Genomic DNA, 14,534 nt, shown 5'->3' with positions numbered 1-14,534 from the left:
GATCATCATCCACCTGCCCTTTCTCCGGTGATGCGGTATAAATTCCTTCCGAGCCACTCGTCTAAAGTCTTCTGCCTCGCGAGGCTTCCGAGGATGTAGCTTCTCGCAAGGTATTTCTCAAATGGATGCTCAAGGCGACGCTTTATGGCATCGAGGGCCTCGTTGAGCGTTTCGAAGCGTCCGATTAAATTGCTCATCGCCTTCTTCACTCCAAGGCGAATCTGCCAGACGCCAACAGGGGCATAATATTCTGGCGTGACCTCACGGAAAACCACCGCTCTGGCCTGCCGTCTTCTTGCCCTCAGGGCCTCTAAGACACTCAGCCTTGCCGCGTGGTAGGCTCCTGCCGTTTCTTTCACGTACTCCTTTCTTCCCCGGAAGTCCTCGTAGTCGTGGATTACACTCGGCTCACTCGCACCGAAGAGAGACCCCTTAAGCCAGACCTCCAAAAGCTCAAAGGCGTAGCTCTCGGGCATGAGCAGAACGGCGTAGCGGTTGCCAAGGAAGCGGTAGAAGTAGACCTCGTAGTCGTTTATCTCAGGGTAATGAAGGATTTCACGCCTGAGGTTTTTTCCTATCGTGTCCTGAACGGCAGTGATGCTCCACCTCGTGGGAACGAGCCTCTTGTCGATCCCGAGAAGGCCCGCTGAAAGGAGCCTTATGATATAGTACTCGTCGAAGCCCCAGTTGTACAGGCGCATTATAGCTTGCTCGGCCTTCAGCTCGTCACTAACGACGTAGTCCGTCCTCCTCGGAATGCGGGGATTCTCCGTGAGTTCAAAATCTAAAAGTTCCGCCTTCGGCCCTATTGGCGGCGCGAACTCGCTCGGTAGAATCTTTAGGACGGGCTTTTTCTTCAGCAAAATCTCGCTGTCAACTGGCTTTACTGACATGACCAGCTCCTGGACTTCTCCCAGGATTCTGCCGCTCCTCCTCACGTGAATATCAGCTTTGGTCTCACCCATAACCAAAAGCGAGCGGTAGTATAGAATATCGCGAATCGTTTTGTCCTCCCACTTTAGGGGATTATCAAGGTAGCTTGTGTTTCCTTCGATCGGAGGCACGAGCGGGCCTATGCGAACCTTAGGATAGCCGTACTCACCGACGAAGATACTCGGTGGGGAAGAGCCGAAGAGATGACGTTTGTTCAGTTTTCTTTCGACGGTGCGGGCTACCCTGAAGCGCTCAAGAATAGGGCAGGTTGGCCTGCCACAGAGGAGCTTTCTGCCCTTGCATATCGCACAGAGCTTTGAGTTGAAGAGCTCGACCATCGAAGGTAGGTACGCGGGGAGGTATTTATGGTTTGTTCCCCAAGAAACTTTTCTTGCGAAAAGTTTCATCAAATATTCAGGCTCTTCTTTAGGAGTCGTGAATAGCTGCATGCCTTCCAAGTAGGCAAGAATTTGGGGTTTTACGTTTAAATAAGCTGTTGAAAGGTGTTTTACCTCAAACCAGCGCCCAAAGGGCGCTAAAAGCAGAAAAACACAACACAAGAACAAGCAAGAATAGCAAACCATGCAAAAATTAGCCCACTTAAAGGGCATGCCCGTTTTGATGAAACTTTGCACAAGCAAAGTTTCTTTGATCAAACTTTTGCCCTGCAAAAGTTTGTTGTGGAGCCGGGACCGGGATTTGAACCCGGGTGGAAGGGATCTGCAGTCCCTCGCCTCGCCTCTAGGCTATCCCGGCATTTGACCCCCAGAAAGATTTGGCGCCGCGGAGGGGATTTGAACCCCTGTGGCCAACGGCCACCGGCTTAGCAGGCCGGCGCCCTACCAGGCTAGGCTACCGCGGCACGGCACCCAGGTTATATGAGCCGGGGAGGGTTTTTAAGTTTTTTGGACGCATGAAATTCCGTGTGACCCCGATGCGCTTACGCTCCCTTCGGGCTGAGCGGTTAGCCTGGCACCGATCGGTGTGGAGGGCCACCACTCCCGAGGCCGCTCAACTTATAAATCCCCCGTTGAACTTCCAATCGGTGGTGAGTGATGATCAGGATAAAGGTCCTTGGAAGGGGAATAGAGAAAGAAATCGAGTGGCAGAAAGGTATGAAGGTCGCAGACGTTCTCCGCGAGGTCGGCTTTAATACAGAAAGCGCAATAGCGAAGCTCAACGGGCGCGTTGCTCTGGAGGACGAGAAGGTGAAAGATGGTGATTACGTGGAGGTCATTCCCGTAGTTTCTGGGGGATGACAATAAAACAGAAGAGAGGCTTCAAGCCCCAAGCCTCTTCCTCATGAATTCCTCGAAGCTGTCCATGGCCTCTTCGAGTATCTCAACCGGCGGTAGGAAAACTATCCTGAAGTGCCACTCGCCGGCGTAGCCAAAGCCGGAGCCGTGGACGAAGAGCACGTGGGCCTCATTGAGAGCATCCAAGACGAAGTCCTTGTCGTTCTTCCACTTTGAGCGCTCCTCTATTCTCGGGAAGATGTAGAACGCCCCCTGGGGCTTGGTAGTGCTTATACCCGGAATCTCGCTAAGGCGCTTGTAGATGTAGTCCCTTCTCTCCTTAAGCTTGGCCATATACTCCTCAAGGTAATCCATCGGGCCTGTTAAGCCAGCTATGGCTGCGAACTGGGCGGGGGTGTTGGGACATATCCTTATCCTGGCCATCTTGTCAATAGCCTCCCTGACCTCGGCGAGTTTGTCTTCGGGATCGACGTAGTAGAAGTATCCTAAGCGCCATCCCGTGGCGAAGTAAACCTTGGAGAGACCGTTCATCACTATAACCGGGACGTCCTTGGTGAGAGAACCGGGGGAAACGTGCTGTCCCTCATAGGTCATGAGGTCATATATCTCATCGCTGATCACAGGAAGGTCGTATTCTCCCGCCAGATCCAGTATCTCCTTCACAGTCTTCTTCTCGTACAGGGCCCCCGTTGGGTTGTTGGGGTTGATGACCGCTATTGCCTTGGTTCTCTCGTTGATTTTCTTTCTCATGTCGTCTATGTCGGGCTGCCATCCGTTCTCCTCAACAGTCAGATACTCGTTGGCGATTCCGCCGTAGAACTTGACGAGGCCAACGTAAGGCGGGTAGCTGGGGCTCGGGACGAGGATGTTGTCTCCCGGGTTGAGGAGGGCGCCGAATATGAACTGTAGCGCCTCTGTAACAGCCGCGGTAACGCGAACATCCTCTGGAGTTATGTCAACACCGTTTTTCCTCTTCTCCCTCGCAACTATAGCCTCCCTAAGCTCTGGAAGTCCCTCGCTGGGACCGTAGTAATTGTGGCCGTCCTGAATGGCCTTGCAGTAAGCGTCCCTCATGTGCTTCGGCGGTTGGAAGTCGTATTTTCCAGGATCGCCTATGTTGAGGCGGATGACCTTTATTCCCTTCTTCTCAAGCTCCCTGGCAGGGAGAACAACATCCCTGATGGCGTACTCAATTCCCATAGCCCTTTCGGATGCACGAATCATGTGGATCACCATTTGAATGGTGAGAGGTTTGTGGTAAAAAGCTTTGCCCACATAGGTTTAAAAAGAAGCGAGGATAACGGATTACGGGCGATGACGACTAGCAAGCATGCTGAAGAGATGCACCATGATGACGTGAACACCCACCGAGCCCCTCGATACGTTTATTAACCTTTAGAGGAAGGTCTTTACATGAACATCTTCATCCCACTCATTGCGGGTGTTATCATCGGATACGTTCTCCGCAGGAAAGAGCGCAGGGTGAACGTTGATCTTCCAATGAGCGCCGCACTGCTGCTCCTGATATTCTTCATGGGTGTCGAGGCAGGGAAGGTAAGGATAGACGCATTATGGCTCCTCAGCTCGTCCGTTGTCTTCGCCGCTCTGACCATAGCCGGAAGCGTTGGTATTGCTCTTCTCATGGGGGGAAGGGAATGAGGTTTCTAGTCTACGTTCTGGTAGCTTTGATTTCAGGCATACTCACAGGCCACTTCTACGCCCCGGAATTCGGCAACCTCTACGAGGTCATGCTATATCTGCTTATACTGATAATCGGAATTGACCTGGGGCAGAGCTTTCGTCTAGGGGAGATCAGGAAACTCGGAAAGCTCGCCATAAAGCTGCCCCTCGGCACACTCCTGGGCTCGATCCTTGGCGGCCTGCTTGCTTCCCTGATTCTGGGGATAGAACTCAGGTGGGGGCTGGCTGTGGCGGCCGGCTGCGGCTGGTACAGCCTCACCGGACCTCTGATCGCCCAGTACTCAGCAGTCTATGGCACCCTTGGCTTCCTTGCCAACCTCACCAGGGAGATATTCACCGTCCTGCTGTACCCTGTTGCTATCAAAAGGGTCCGAAGGGAGCTGGCGGTCTCTATGGGCGGCGCCACAACCATGGACACGACGCTACCTATAATGACGAAGTTCGGGGGCAGTGAGGTCGCACTTATAGCCTTCGTTCACGGCTTCGTCCTCACCGCGCTGGTGCCGTTCGTGGTTCCATTCATACTACAGTTCTGACCAATAACCTTTTAAGTTCAAACATTTTAGGTTCTGTTGACAAACCTACGGGGTGACGAAGATGGCTGAAGTTGAACTCGTTTTCAAGGTCCTAAAGGAAGCTGGAAAGCCCCTCAAGAGCAAGGAAATAGCCGAGCTCGCTGGAATCGACAAGAAAGAGGTTGATAAGGCTATCAAGATCCTCAAAAAGGAAGGCAAGATAATATCTCCAAAGCGCTGCTACTATGCCCCGGCGGAGTGATGCGTTCCCCTTCTCCACTAATTTATACCCGCCTTCCACCCACCAAGGCAAAAACTTTTTTAAAGCCTCACCCCTACCGATGCCTGCAGGCACTATCATGCCTCACGGCTCGGGGGTGTCCGAGGCTGGGGCGAGTAGGAACCCACCGGGCCTCTGCGTGGAGGTGAGAGAATGAAGTATCCGAAGCAGATAAGGACTTACTGCCCCTACTGTAAGAAGCACACTATCCACAAGGTCGAGAAGGTCAAGAAGAGACCGAGGAGCGAGCTCAGCCAGGGCCAGAGGCGCTTTAGGAGAATCATGAAGGGTTACCGCGGTTTCCCGAGGCCGAACCCGGCCGGAAGGGAGAAGCCGGTCAAGAAGCTCGACCTCCGCTTCCGCTGCACCGTCTGCGGCAAGGCCCACACTAGGGGACAGGGCTTCCGCGTTAAGAAGTTCGAGCTGGTGGAGGTGTGAAGCATGGCGCTCCCGAAGAACCTCATTCCGATGCCCAGGAGCAGGTTCCTCCGCGTCAAGTGCATAGACTGCGGCAACGAGCAGATAGTCTTCAGCAATCCAGCGACCACCGTTCGCTGCCTCGTCTGCGGCGCGACCCTTGTCGAGCCGACCGGCGGAAAGGGTGTCATCAAGGCCAAGATACTCGAGGTTCTCGAGTGAACCTTTTCCTTTCCTTTGCCTCCGTTTCCGGAGGCTTCTGCTAAACTTTAAATACCTCTTTTCGTAACTTAACCCGGCAGAGAAAATTTTGAGGTGGTTAAAATGCCGAGGAAAGCCAAAGAGTATCCCGAAGAGGGAGAGTTTGTGGTTGCCACTGTGAAGAGCATTCACCCTTACGGTGCATTTCTCAAGCTCGACGAGTACCCAGGCAAGGAAGGGTTCATGCACATAAGTGAGGTCGCATCAACATGGGTCAAGAACATCAGGGATTACGTGAAGGAAGGTCAGAAAATAGTCGCCAAGGTTATACGCGTTGACCCGAGCAAGGGGCACATTGACCTGAGCCTCAAGAGGGTGAACCAGCAGCAGAGGAAGGCCAAGCTCCAGGAGTACAAGCGCGCCCAGAAAGCGGAGAACCTCCTCAAGATGGCGGCGGAAAAGATAGGAAAGGACTTCGAAACCGCCTGGAAAGAGGTCTGGGTTCCCCTCGAGGAGGAGTACGGCGAAGTTTACGCCGCCTTTGAAGACGCCGCCCAGAACGGGATGGAAGTCCTTGAAGACCTCATAAGCAGGGAGTGGATCGAGGCTCTTAGGCCTGTCATAGAGGCCTACGTCGAGATACCCACGGTTACCATCGATGCCGAGTTCGAGATAACTGTTCCCAGCCCGAACGGGGTCGAGATAATCAAGGAAGCCCTAATCAGGGCACGTGACAGGGCCAACGAGGAGAAGGAGATAGACGTTAAGTTCTCCTATCAGGGGGCGCCGAGGTACAGGATCGACATCACCGCCCCGGACTACTACAAGGCAGAGGAGGTCCTTGAGGACATCGCCGAGGAGATACTGCGTGTCATAAAGGAAGCGGGCGGTGAAGCGACGCTCATCAGGAAAGAGAAGAGAATCAAGAAGATAAAGAGGAGAGGGGCATGAGGTTCCGCATAAGGAAGTGCCCAGAGTGCGGGCGCTACACCCTCAAAGAAACCTGCCCCCTCTGCGGGGCTAAAACAAAGGTAGCCCACCCGCCGCGCTTCTCACCGGAGGATCCGTACGGTGAGTACAGGAGAAGGCTGAAGCGCGAGCAGCTGGGCATTACCGGGAGGGATTGAGATGAAAGAATCCGTTATCCACGTGTATGAGAGGCCCCATCTCAGGGACCCCGTATTCATCGAAGGGCTCCCCGGTATAGGCCTCGTTGGGAAATTGGCTGCCGAACACCTAATCCAAGAGCTCAACGCGGTCAAGTTCGCGGAACTCTACTCGCCGCACTTTATGCACCAGGTTCTCATCAAGAAGAACTCCGTGGTTGAGCTTATGAAGAACGAGTTCTACTACTGGAAGAACCCAGACGAAAACGGCAGGGACATCATAATCATCACCGGAGACCAGCAGGTTCCGCCCACGGACAGCCCCGGCCACTTCGAGGTCGTCGGAAAGATGCTGGACTTCGTCAACGAGTTTGGTGTCCGCGAGATAATCACGATGGGCGGCTACCAGGTGCCCGAGCTCCAGGGGGAGCCGAGGGTTTTAGCGGCAGTAACCCACGAGGAGCTGGTAGAGTATTACCAGAGAAAGCTGGAAGGCTGTGGCATCGAGGTTATCTGGCGCGAGGACGAGGGGGGGGCAATAGTCGGCGCCGCTGGACTGCTCCTCGGCATGGGTAAGCTCCGCTCGATGTACGGGATAAGTCTTCTCGGCGAGAGCCTTGGTTACATCGTTGATGCCAAGGCCGCGAAGTCCGTCCTTCTGGCGGTAACCAAAATCCTCGGTCTTGAGCTGGACATGACTGCCCTCGAAGAGCGCGCCAAGGAGACGGAGGAAATACTCAGGAAGGTCCAGGAGATGCAGAGGGCCATGCTGGAGCAGCAGATGCCTCCCGCCCCGGAGGAGGAAGACAGGGGCTACCTCTGAGCCTCCATTTCTTCTTTGCTATTCCGCAGGATGTTTTCACACAATTGGGTTGGAGTACAGGGGTAGGAAAGAGGGGCTAAGCCCCAATCGCCCTCTCCAAAAGCCCAAGTCCCAGCTCAAGGTAATCTTTAGCTTTCTCCTCGCTCTTGGCCTCGCTGAAAACCCTGATTATCGGTTCGGTTCCGCTGGCCCTGACCAGAACCCAGCCGTCAGGGAAGAGAATCTTCGTCCCGTCCGTTGTGTCCACATCGTAGCCCTTCTCCCTGGCAAGCTCGGCGACCCTGGCGACTATCGCCTTCCTGTCTCCTTCAACCTTTCTCTTCGTCTTGAACTGGTAGTACTTCGGCAGTTCATCGATCAGCTCACTGAACTTCTTGCCGGATTTCGCGAAAATCTCGACTATCTTTGCTGTGGTCATCGCTCCATCCCTGCCGAGGACGAAGTCCGGGAAGATAACGCCGCCGTTCTCTTCTCCCCCTATCGTCCCGTTGTGCTCAAGGAGGGCACGAGCGACAATCAGGTCGCCGACTCTGGTTCTCATAACCTCCGCGTTGTTTCTTTCAGCTATATCGTCGAGAAGGTTGGATGTGGCTATGGTTGTAACCAAAAGCCCACCGCCGCTCTCCCTCAGAACAGCATCGGCTACGAGCGCAAAGGTCTTGTCGCCCTGTATGAAGCGTCCGTTCTCGTCTACGAACACCGCCCTGTCGGCGTCACCGTCCTGGGCAACTCCGAAGTCAGCCCCAAGGGCTTTTACAATCTCCATAAAGCCCTTAAGATTTTCCTCGTTCGGCTCCGGGTTTCTGGCCGGGAAGTGACCGTCCGGATGGGCGTTGACGCTAACCACTTTGCAGCCGAGCTCCCTGAGCAGGTAGGGAAGCGTAAGCGAACCAGCGCCGTTGGATGTGTCAACGACGACGAATGGCTTCCTTTTCCTGATCGCCTCGACGTCAACTCTGGCTTTTATCGCCTCGATGTAGGGCCCGATGATGTCCTCCTCCCTGACTTCACCTATCCCGTCCCATCTTGCCCTGTCAAAGTCCTCGCTGAAGAAAACCTCCTCAACTATTGCCTCCCTCTCTTTCTTCAGCCCCATGCCGTTGGGTTCAAGCAGCTTTATGCCGTTGTACTCAGGTGGATTGTGGGAAGCTGTTATAACTGCCCCGCCGTCGGCATTGAAGTGAGCAGTCGCGAACTGTATCGCGGGGGTTGGGGCTATTCCGACGTCTATGACGTCACAGCCAGTACTTAAAAGCCCGCTTATAAGGGCGTTCTTCAGCATCTCCCCGCTGACGCGGGTGTCCATGCCGACCACTACGAGGGGCTTCTCCCTTCCCTCGCGTTTGAGCATCGTTCCGAAGGCCATACCCATCCTGAGGGCAAACTCTGGGGTTATCATCTCGTTTGCTATTCCCCTGACGCCGAAGGTACCAAAGAGCCTTCCCATTGCAATCACCTCACATTAGAGCACTGGCAAAGTTGATTATCATCATCACGAAGATGTAGAGCCCGTAGACGAACGCTCCGGCCTGAATCAGGGAGACGAGTATCTTCAGCGGTTTCCACTTGCCGGAAAGCAGGGGGACGGGTATGCCTATCAGTATCGCGGCAAACAGGTAAACCACCGCGTTCTTTATGGCCGAATAGTCCACGGGTATGTTAATCTGAGGGTAAGTTATGGTGACCTCCTGTCCCTGGACCGTGAAGGTTATATCGGCGTTCTGCAGACCAACGACGATTATGTAGGACATTATGAGCACGAAGAGCAGCGTGGGCAGAAGGCTGAGCGAAAGGGAGGATATGGAGCTGCTGAACCGCTCCCACTCGTCCCCGCAGTTTTTGACCTTCTCCTTCTTCTGCTCCTTCCCATCCTCAGCCATCATCACTCCCTCCCGAAATCGTCTTCAAATCGGACTATATCGTCCTCGCCGAGGTACTCCCCGATCTGGGTCTCGATGACCTCAAGAACCACCTTGCCAGGATTCTCAAGCCTGTGAACGACGCCGGCTGGAATAAAAGTGCTCTCGCCCGGCCTGAGGAGGACCTCCTTCTCCCCAACGTGAACCTTTGCGGTGCCCCTGACGACGACCCAGTGCTCGCTCCGGTGGTAGTGCATCTGCTTGGAGAGCTTCCTGCCCGGTAGAACCGTCAGGCGCTTTATCTTGTAGCGGTCTCCCTCCTCCAGAACGGTGTAGCTTCCCCAGGGGCGGTAGGCAGTTCTGTGAACGAAGACTCTCTCGTCCCCATGCTCCTTGAGCAGTTTGTAGACTTCCTTCACCTTTTGCCCTTCCCCGCGGTGCGCTACGAGAAGGGCATCGTCGGTGTCTATGATTATCAAATCCTCCACTCCGACCGTTGCTGTTAGGCGGCCAGTCATTATGAGATTGTTGCGAGAGTTAACGCCGACATGATAGCCCTTCCTACCGCCGACCTTGACGGCATTTCCGTTCTCGTCCTTTCCCATAACCTCATAGATTGCATCAAAGCTGCCCAGGTCGTTCCAGTAGACGTTGAGCGGAACAACGGCGGCTTTGTCTGTCTTCTCCATGACACCGTAGTCAACCGATATCTCGGGAACTAGCTCGTAGGCCTTCTCGATGCTCTCAGCGTTCTCAAATGCCTCGTAGACCTCTGGGGCGTGCCTCTTAACTTCCTCCCTGAAAACCTCGGTGTCGAACATAAACATTCCGCTGTTCCAGAGGTAGTTGTTCTCAACGTAGCGCTTCGCCGTCTCAAGGTCCGGCTTCTCCTTGAACTCGGCCACCAGATAACCACCCTCAATTCCTTCCCCAGGCTTTATGTAGCCGTAGCCGGTGTGAGGCTTGGTGGGCTTTATGCCAAAAGTCACAAGGTACTTTTTAGCCAGCTTCTCAGCGTTCTCAAAGGCCCTTACGTAGTTTTCGTTGCTCTCTACCATGTGGTCGCTTGGAAGAACGGCGACGATTGAGTCTCCAAAGGTCTCCTCAATTTGCTTTATGCCCCAGTAGATGGCAGGCAGGGTGTTCTTTCCCTCAGGCTCAAGCAGAATGTTGCCCTCCGGAAGTTCCAGGCCAATCTCCCTAAGGTCGTCGAGGACACGGAACCTGTAGTCCCTGTTGGTGACCACGAAAATCTCGTCCGGTTTGGAAAACACAAGAGCCCTCTGGACCGTCTTCTGAAAGAGGGAATACTCATCGAACATCCTTATGAACTGCTTGGGCATCAGCTCCCTGCTGAGGGGCCAGAGCCTCGTCCCCTTTCCCCCGGCAAGAATCAGCGTCTTCATAACACCACCCCCAGTAGTTCGTCGATCGAGCTTATATTTTTAGCCCTCCTATGCCTGAGGGTTCCAACGAGGAAGGCATGGTCAACAACGTCGAGGAGTGGGAAGTCGTTCTCCCCATCTCCAACGGCGTAGCTTTCGACCCTATCCAATCGGGAGTATAGGTTCAGAAGCTCCACTGCGGCCCGACCCTTATCGGTGTCCCCTGTTACGCCCAGGAATCTGCTGCCCCTCGACACCCTGAGACCCCTCTCGGAAAGTAAATCCTCAAAGCCTGATCTTTCCCATGCGAATATCGTCTCACTGTAATCCCTCCTCCCTGCAAGCCTCGCCAGATTCTCGGGCAACCCTGTAAATGCCATAACTTCATCGAGCGTGCAGTTGCCGTAGTACTTGAGGCCGTATTTGGGAGCAACGTCATCAAGTGCCGCCTTTATTCGCAAGTACTTCTCCCCGAGTTCAATGAGGATGTACCTGCCCCGCTCCCTTCCGGAAACGTCAAAGGGGAAGTAGCCCTTCGGAATCACGATGGCACTTCCGTTCTCGACTATGAACGGACCCTTCAGCCCCCAGGCCTTCCTGTAGTACTCCTGCTCAGCGAGGGTCTTAGAGGAGTTTAGCACGACCTCAAAGCCCGCCTTGAGAAATGATTCAATGACTGGTTTGGCCGGTTTGGGGGAGTAGTCGTTGCCGAGTAGTGTTCTGTCGAGGTCGAGGAAGAGCACCCTCATCGTCACACCTCGAAGCGCAGGAGCGTTTCGGCGTTGTCCTCTAGGGTCTCCATCCATTGGTTCACGTCTATGTTCTCTATGGGGGGCATGACCCTGGGACTCGGCGGTTCCTCATTCTCACCTAGAAGGCCGTGAAGGCGAAGCTCTTTCAGTATCTGGTTCCTTATGGATTCCGTCGCCAGCTTGGAGTGGTATATCGTCCCGAGGGAGCTGAGGATCATGTTAACGACGTGCTCCTGTCCCTTGTCCTCGTGCAGGTGGGGGTTCAGCGTTTCTATCTGGAACACCTCAACCCCCTGGTCGTAAACGTCCGTGTGGGGATCCTCACCCCACCTCCCGAAGGTCTCGAAGAGGTAAACCAGCTCAAAGGGTTCTATCGAGTAACCAGTCGAAAACGGCATTATCTCGGCCAGCTTTATGCTCATAGCGTGCTCACCGGCGTTTCCGGTCACTATGATGTTCGTCTCGAAGTTGGTGGCCACGCCAAAGAGGGCGTTCATGTAGCGGTTTGTTATCTCGCTCACGCGGCCCCACTTTCTGAAGTACAGCCCCTTCGTGCTGACCTTGGGCTTGTGGCGCCAGCTCAGACGGACCATCGCATATTCGCTCTCGCTCATCAGAAAGCCAGCGGCATAGTCCTTTACGTACTCATTGACGGAGCCGGGAATGTAGTTGTCGGCATCAACGAAGCCCACGTACTTGGCCCCTATGGCCTTCGCAAGGAGAATTCCTATCAGCATCCCCTCGCCCTTTCCACTCCTCACACTTCCGTTTTCATCGAGGATATCAGTGTACCCCACCTCACGGAATGCCTCGGCGACCCCCACATCCTTCTGGTGAACCATTATTATACGCGAGTGGGTGAGGTTGTAGAAGTGCTTGACGAGGTCAACCTCCTGCTTGAAGAGGTTTGGTCCCTTCCTTTTGCTGTTCGAGACGATTATTATCGGGCACTGATGAGGTATGGCTTTCAGAACACCGTCGACAAGCTGGAGCTTCTCGTTCTTCATCGGGACGACTATCGCGATGTCTTCAAGAATTTCGTAGATGTCCTCGCGGGGCACGTTCGTGACAGTAAAGCTCCTCACGTCTCGCGTCTGAGTGTCCAGCTTGATGACCTTCTGAACCTCGTAAATCTCAACCGCTCCAAACAGCTCCTTGTAGACCGGAGCCTCCAAAAGCAATTCAACCACCCCTTGATAATTTTCGGGTATGAAAAGGAAACCCCGTAAAAAATTTGGGACCACGAAAATAAAAAGGTTTGTTTTACGGGCGCAGTGGGAACTCACCGACGAAGGCGGAACTCGATATGGTGTCACCGATTCCGACGGTGCTCCTCGGCCTCGCCACTATCTTCGTCGGGACGAAGGAGAGCTGGTAGCCATCGACGTCGGCAATGCCATTCTTCATGCCGTATTCCCTGGCAAGCCTCTCCTCCACCGCCCCAGCCTTCTCGTTCACCGGGACGTCCATGGCCTTGACCACCTCATCTATCGAACGGACGTCGCCGAGCTTCGCCTTGGCTGCAGCAGCTAAAGCCGCAAAGAGCAGAGCATCTCTAACAAACTCGCCCTTGTAGTCGGTCAGTGCCAGGTAGTAGCCGTAGGTGTGGAAGTGAATCCTTCTCACGCCGGTCCTCTCGGCGAGCCTTAGCATGGCCTCGGTGACCGCGATTGGGTCCACGGGGTCGTCGGCGAGGAGCTTCTCGGCGAGGCCCTTCTCGCCCATAACCTCCATTATCGATGCCAGCTCGACCTCGTTGAGACCGACGCTGTGGAAGGAGCCGAGCACGTTGACGAGTGCCTTCCTGACGGTCTCGTCCGCGGTGAAGGCGAACTCAAGGTGAACCGGGACGTTCTTCTCGCCCAGGATTTCAAGGTGCCTCTTCATTTCCCCAAAAGGCTCACGGTAGTTTTCTCTCGTCAAGGTCTGGAGACCGCTGATTATTGCCAGCCTCGCCCTTCCGGCTATCTCCTCGAAGTGCTCCCTGAACTCGGGCCTTATGTAGACGTTAGGATTATAGTCGTCGGCCGCACCGATGAAGCGGTTCTCCCTCGGCGCCTCGAAGTCAAAAACCCTGAACCCGCGCGGGAACTCGTAGATGTAGTGGATGCAGTTCTCCTCGTCCCCGGCGAAGTCCCTCGGGTGGACGAGCCTGAGCTTTCCGTTCTCGGCCTTCGGCACGTAGATCGGCCCGTCCTTGAAGAGGTCCGCCTGAAGCCTCGAAACCTGGGGGACGTGGGCTATTACCGGAACGTTGTAAACGCCGCCGAGGAGATTGGCCATTATCCCAACCTGTCCTCCCATCCTGAGTTCGTCCCAGCCCCAGCGCCTCATGTAGAACCTAACGGTGCAGCTCTCGACGAAGAGCTCCGCCGCCTTGCCCCGCTTAACGCTCCAGAGGATTCCGCCGAGGAGCTGTTCAACGGAGGTTATCTTCTCCGGAAGCTCCTCGGAGTACCTCATGATCTCATTTTTTCTCACACTGTTTATCCGCCGCTCCAGATCTGCGGAGTCCAGGTACTTTATGGCGTCGATGTTCGTGTTGTACGCGAGGAGAACCCCACCGATTTTCCCGATGTTTCTTCGAACTTTATCGAAGGCCGATGAGTAGAGAGCGTCCCAGAGCATTATATCACCGGGAGTGATGTAACTGCTGAAAGTTAATAAGGGTTGCGGTGAGAAGAAGAAAAATCAAAGATTCACTCCTTCCATCTCGGGTTGTCCACGACCTTGACTTCCCCGTTCTCCTCGATGACCAGTTTAGAGAAGCCCTTCTCGGCTATGCTGCCGTAGTCGTGGCCGGCATCGGCCGGATATATCGCCAGGAAGATGAACGGCTCGTCGCCCGTGTTGACGGTCCTGTGCGCCCAGTATGGCGGGACGTAGACGACCGTTCCGGGCCTCATCTCTATCCATTCGGCCTTTCCTTCCGGGGTCTGGAGGAGCATTCCGCCCTTCCCCTTGATGCCGTAGTATATCTCCGCCCTGTCAGCTTTGGAGTGGTAGTGGCCCTTGGTGAAGAAGAACTCCTTTCCAACCCTGCCCGGGTAGAGGACCGTCGTGGCGAAGTTCAGGTCTCCATCCTTCTCTTCCTGCTCAATCGCGTAAACCTCGTAAACGACCGGGTTCTCCTTGAGAAGCTCTTCGTAGGCTTTTTCATCGACGAAGTATCCCTTCAGGTCGCTGAGCCTTCTGACGAGCTTTTTGGCCCCGGGAATGACACCGGTTTCGAGGTCAATATCAACACCCAGCGGGTTCTTGTACTCCATTGGAATCACCGTGATAGAAGTGAGGGTGGGCCTATTT

General features: G+C 54.6%; 18 protein-coding genes and 2 tRNA genes. 9 read left to right on the top strand and 11 right to left on the bottom strand.

The window, feature by feature from the left end:
- Positions 1-5: 5 nt before the first annotated feature.
- The 3 genes from E3E25_RS02565 to E3E25_RS02555 form a co-directional block, all read right to left on the bottom strand.
- Positions 6-1,271 (bottom strand): Nre family DNA repair protein, encoded by a 1,266-nt coding sequence (locus E3E25_RS02565; RefSeq protein ID WP_167891694.1) that lies wholly within the window; start codon positions 1,269-1,271, stop codon positions 6-8.
- A gap of 343 nt (positions 1,272-1,614) precedes the next feature.
- Positions 1,615-1,689 (bottom strand) — tRNA-Cys (locus tag E3E25_RS02560).
- A gap of 20 nt (positions 1,690-1,709) precedes the next feature.
- A tRNA-Ser gene (locus E3E25_RS02555) sits at positions 1,710-1,795 on the bottom strand.
- A gap of 193 nt (positions 1,796-1,988) precedes the next feature.
- On the opposite strand from E3E25_RS02555, the gene E3E25_RS02550 reads away from it, so the two are divergent.
- The gene (locus E3E25_RS02550; RefSeq protein WP_167891693.1) at positions 1,989-2,192 is read left to right on the top strand and encodes a MoaD/ThiS family protein; all 204 of its coding nucleotides are present in this window, start codon (positions 1,989-1,991) and stop codon (positions 2,190-2,192) included.
- Between the two features lie 21 nt (positions 2,193-2,213).
- Here the strand turns inward: E3E25_RS02550 and E3E25_RS02545 are convergent, their stop codons facing one another.
- On the bottom strand, positions 2,214-3,413 hold the full coding sequence (locus tag E3E25_RS02545) for a pyridoxal phosphate-dependent aminotransferase (RefSeq protein ID WP_167892618.1): 1,200 nt from the start codon (positions 3,411-3,413) through the stop codon (positions 2,214-2,216).
- A gap of 189 nt (positions 3,414-3,602) precedes the next feature.
- On the opposite strand from E3E25_RS02545, the gene E3E25_RS02540 reads away from it, so the two are divergent.
- The 8 genes from E3E25_RS02540 to E3E25_RS02505 all read left to right on the top strand — a co-directional run bounded on the left by E3E25_RS02540 (position 3,603) and on the right by E3E25_RS02505 (position 7,232).
- On the top strand, positions 3,603-3,848 hold the full coding sequence (locus E3E25_RS02540; protein ID WP_167891692.1) for a hypothetical protein: 246 nt from the start codon (positions 3,603-3,605) through the stop codon (positions 3,846-3,848).
- A complete protein-coding gene (locus tag E3E25_RS02535) occupies positions 3,845-4,426 on the top strand; it encodes a lysine exporter LysO family protein (protein ID WP_167891691.1) in 582 nt (193 codons plus the stop codon). The genes E3E25_RS02540 and E3E25_RS02535 overlap by 4 nt, the downstream gene beginning before the upstream one ends.
- Before the next feature lie 61 nt (positions 4,427-4,487).
- Complete coding sequence (locus tag E3E25_RS02530) at positions 4,488-4,667, top strand: HTH domain-containing protein (RefSeq protein WP_167891690.1); 180 nt, start codon at positions 4,488-4,490, stop codon at positions 4,665-4,667.
- A gap of 171 nt (positions 4,668-4,838) precedes the next feature.
- A complete protein-coding gene (locus tag E3E25_RS02525) occupies positions 4,839-5,123 on the top strand; it encodes a 50S ribosomal protein L44e (protein WP_014012391.1) in 285 nt (94 codons plus the stop codon).
- Positions 5,124-5,126: 3 nt separating this feature from the next.
- Positions 5,127-5,324 carry a 30S ribosomal protein S27e gene (locus tag E3E25_RS02520; protein ID WP_012571194.1) on the top strand — a complete coding sequence of 66 codons (198 nt, stop codon included), beginning with the start codon at positions 5,127-5,129 and terminating at the stop codon, positions 5,322-5,324.
- A gap of 102 nt (positions 5,325-5,426) precedes the next feature.
- Positions 5,427-6,254 (top strand): translation initiation factor IF-2 subunit alpha, encoded by an 828-nt coding sequence (locus E3E25_RS02515; RefSeq protein ID WP_167891689.1) that lies wholly within the window; start codon positions 5,427-5,429, stop codon positions 6,252-6,254.
- Positions 6,251-6,430 (top strand): RNA-protein complex protein Nop10, encoded by a 180-nt coding sequence (locus E3E25_RS02510; RefSeq protein WP_167891688.1) that lies wholly within the window; start codon positions 6,251-6,253, stop codon positions 6,428-6,430. Before E3E25_RS02515 ends, E3E25_RS02510 begins: the two co-directional genes overlap by 4 nt.
- Before the next feature lies 1 nt (position 6,431).
- A complete protein-coding gene (locus E3E25_RS02505; protein ID WP_167891687.1) occupies positions 6,432-7,232 on the top strand; it encodes a proteasome assembly chaperone family protein in 801 nt (266 codons plus the stop codon).
- Positions 7,233-7,308: 76 nt separating this feature from the next.
- On the opposite strand, the gene glmM is transcribed toward E3E25_RS02505, so the two are convergent.
- The 7 genes from glmM to pgiA form a co-directional block, all read right to left on the bottom strand.
- Complete coding sequence (gene glmM, locus E3E25_RS02500) at positions 7,309-8,679, bottom strand: phosphoglucosamine mutase (protein WP_167891686.1); 1,371 nt, start codon at positions 8,677-8,679, stop codon at positions 7,309-7,311.
- Positions 8,680-8,689: 10 nt separating this feature from the next.
- Entirely contained in the window at positions 8,690-9,115 is a 426-nt protein-coding gene (locus tag E3E25_RS02495) for a hypothetical protein (protein ID WP_167891685.1), read from the bottom strand.
- Positions 9,115-10,497 carry a mannose-1-phosphate guanylyltransferase/mannose-6-phosphate isomerase gene (locus tag E3E25_RS02490; RefSeq protein WP_167891684.1) on the bottom strand — a complete coding sequence of 461 codons (1,383 nt, stop codon included), beginning with the start codon at positions 10,495-10,497 and terminating at the stop codon, positions 9,115-9,117. Before E3E25_RS02490 ends, E3E25_RS02495 begins: the two co-directional genes overlap by 1 nt.
- Entirely contained in the window at positions 10,494-11,225 is a 732-nt protein-coding gene (gene mpgP / locus E3E25_RS02485; protein WP_167891683.1) for a mannosyl-3-phosphoglycerate phosphatase, read from the bottom strand. Before mpgP ends, E3E25_RS02490 begins: the two co-directional genes overlap by 4 nt.
- 2 nt (positions 11,226-11,227) lie before the next feature.
- Positions 11,228-12,409, bottom strand: coding sequence for a mannosyl-3-phosphoglycerate synthase (gene mpgS, locus E3E25_RS02480; RefSeq protein ID WP_167891682.1), 1,182 nt, complete (start codon positions 12,407-12,409; stop codon positions 11,228-11,230).
- Positions 12,410-12,491: 82 nt separating this feature from the next.
- Positions 12,492-13,856, bottom strand: a complete 1,365-nt coding sequence (locus tag E3E25_RS02475; RefSeq protein ID WP_206204599.1) for an ADP-specific glucokinase — start codon at positions 13,854-13,856, stop codon at positions 12,492-12,494.
- Positions 13,857-13,927: 71 nt separating this feature from the next.
- On the bottom strand, positions 13,928-14,497 hold the full coding sequence (pgiA, locus tag E3E25_RS02470; protein WP_167892616.1) for a glucose-6-phosphate isomerase: 570 nt from the start codon (positions 14,495-14,497) through the stop codon (positions 13,928-13,930).
- Positions 14,498-14,534 lie beyond the last annotated feature (37 nt).

The sequence above is a fragment of the Thermococcus sp. MAR1 genome (genome assembly GCF_012027305.1).
Taxonomy (GTDB): domain Archaea; phylum Methanobacteriota_B; class Thermococci; order Thermococcales; family Thermococcaceae; genus Thermococcus.
The sequence above is the reverse complement of the archived record's forward strand: the minus strand, read 5'-3'. Positions and strand labels throughout refer to the sequence as shown.

Coding starts and splice junctions, on each gene's coding strand:
- mpgP (WP_167891683.1), bottom strand. CDS start 11,225: ATGAGGGTGCTCTTCCTCGACCTCGACAGAACACTACTCGGCAACGAC.
- E3E25_RS02550 (WP_167891693.1), top strand. CDS start 1,989: ATGATCAGGATAAAGGTCCTTGGAAGGGGAATAGAGAAAGAAATCGAG.
- E3E25_RS02495 (WP_167891685.1), bottom strand. CDS start 9,115: ATGATGGCTGAGGATGGGAAGGAGCAGAAGAAGGAGAAGGTCAAAAAC.
- pgiA (WP_167892616.1), bottom strand. CDS start 14,497: ATGGAGTACAAGAACCCGCTGGGTGTTGATATTGACCTCGAAACCGGT.
- E3E25_RS02535 (WP_167891691.1), top strand. CDS start 3,845: ATGAGGTTTCTAGTCTACGTTCTGGTAGCTTTGATTTCAGGCATACTC.
- glmM (WP_167891686.1), bottom strand. CDS start 8,679: ATGGGAAGGCTCTTTGGTACCTTCGGCGTCAGGGGAATAGCAAACGAG.
- E3E25_RS02505 (WP_167891687.1), top strand. CDS start 6,432: ATGAAAGAATCCGTTATCCACGTGTATGAGAGGCCCCATCTCAGGGAC.
- E3E25_RS02540 (WP_167891692.1), top strand. CDS start 3,603: ATGAACATCTTCATCCCACTCATTGCGGGTGTTATCATCGGATACGTT.
- E3E25_RS02475 (WP_206204599.1), bottom strand. CDS start 13,856: ATGCTCTGGGACGCTCTCTACTCATCGGCCTTCGATAAAGTTCGAAGA.
- E3E25_RS02510 (WP_167891688.1), top strand. CDS start 6,251: ATGAGGTTCCGCATAAGGAAGTGCCCAGAGTGCGGGCGCTACACCCTC.
- E3E25_RS02515 (WP_167891689.1), top strand. CDS start 5,427: ATGCCGAGGAAAGCCAAAGAGTATCCCGAAGAGGGAGAGTTTGTGGTT.
- E3E25_RS02490 (WP_167891684.1), bottom strand. CDS start 10,497: ATGAAGACGCTGATTCTTGCCGGGGGAAAGGGGACGAGGCTCTGGCCC.
- E3E25_RS02525 (WP_014012391.1), top strand. CDS start 4,839: ATGAAGTATCCGAAGCAGATAAGGACTTACTGCCCCTACTGTAAGAAG.
- E3E25_RS02520 (WP_012571194.1), top strand. CDS start 5,127: ATGGCGCTCCCGAAGAACCTCATTCCGATGCCCAGGAGCAGGTTCCTC.
- E3E25_RS02545 (WP_167892618.1), bottom strand. CDS start 3,413: ATGATTCGTGCATCCGAAAGGGCTATGGGAATTGAGTACGCCATCAGG.
- E3E25_RS02530 (WP_167891690.1), top strand. CDS start 4,488: ATGGCTGAAGTTGAACTCGTTTTCAAGGTCCTAAAGGAAGCTGGAAAG.
- E3E25_RS02565 (WP_167891694.1), bottom strand. CDS start 1,271: ATGGTCGAGCTCTTCAACTCAAAGCTCTGTGCGATATGCAAGGGCAGA.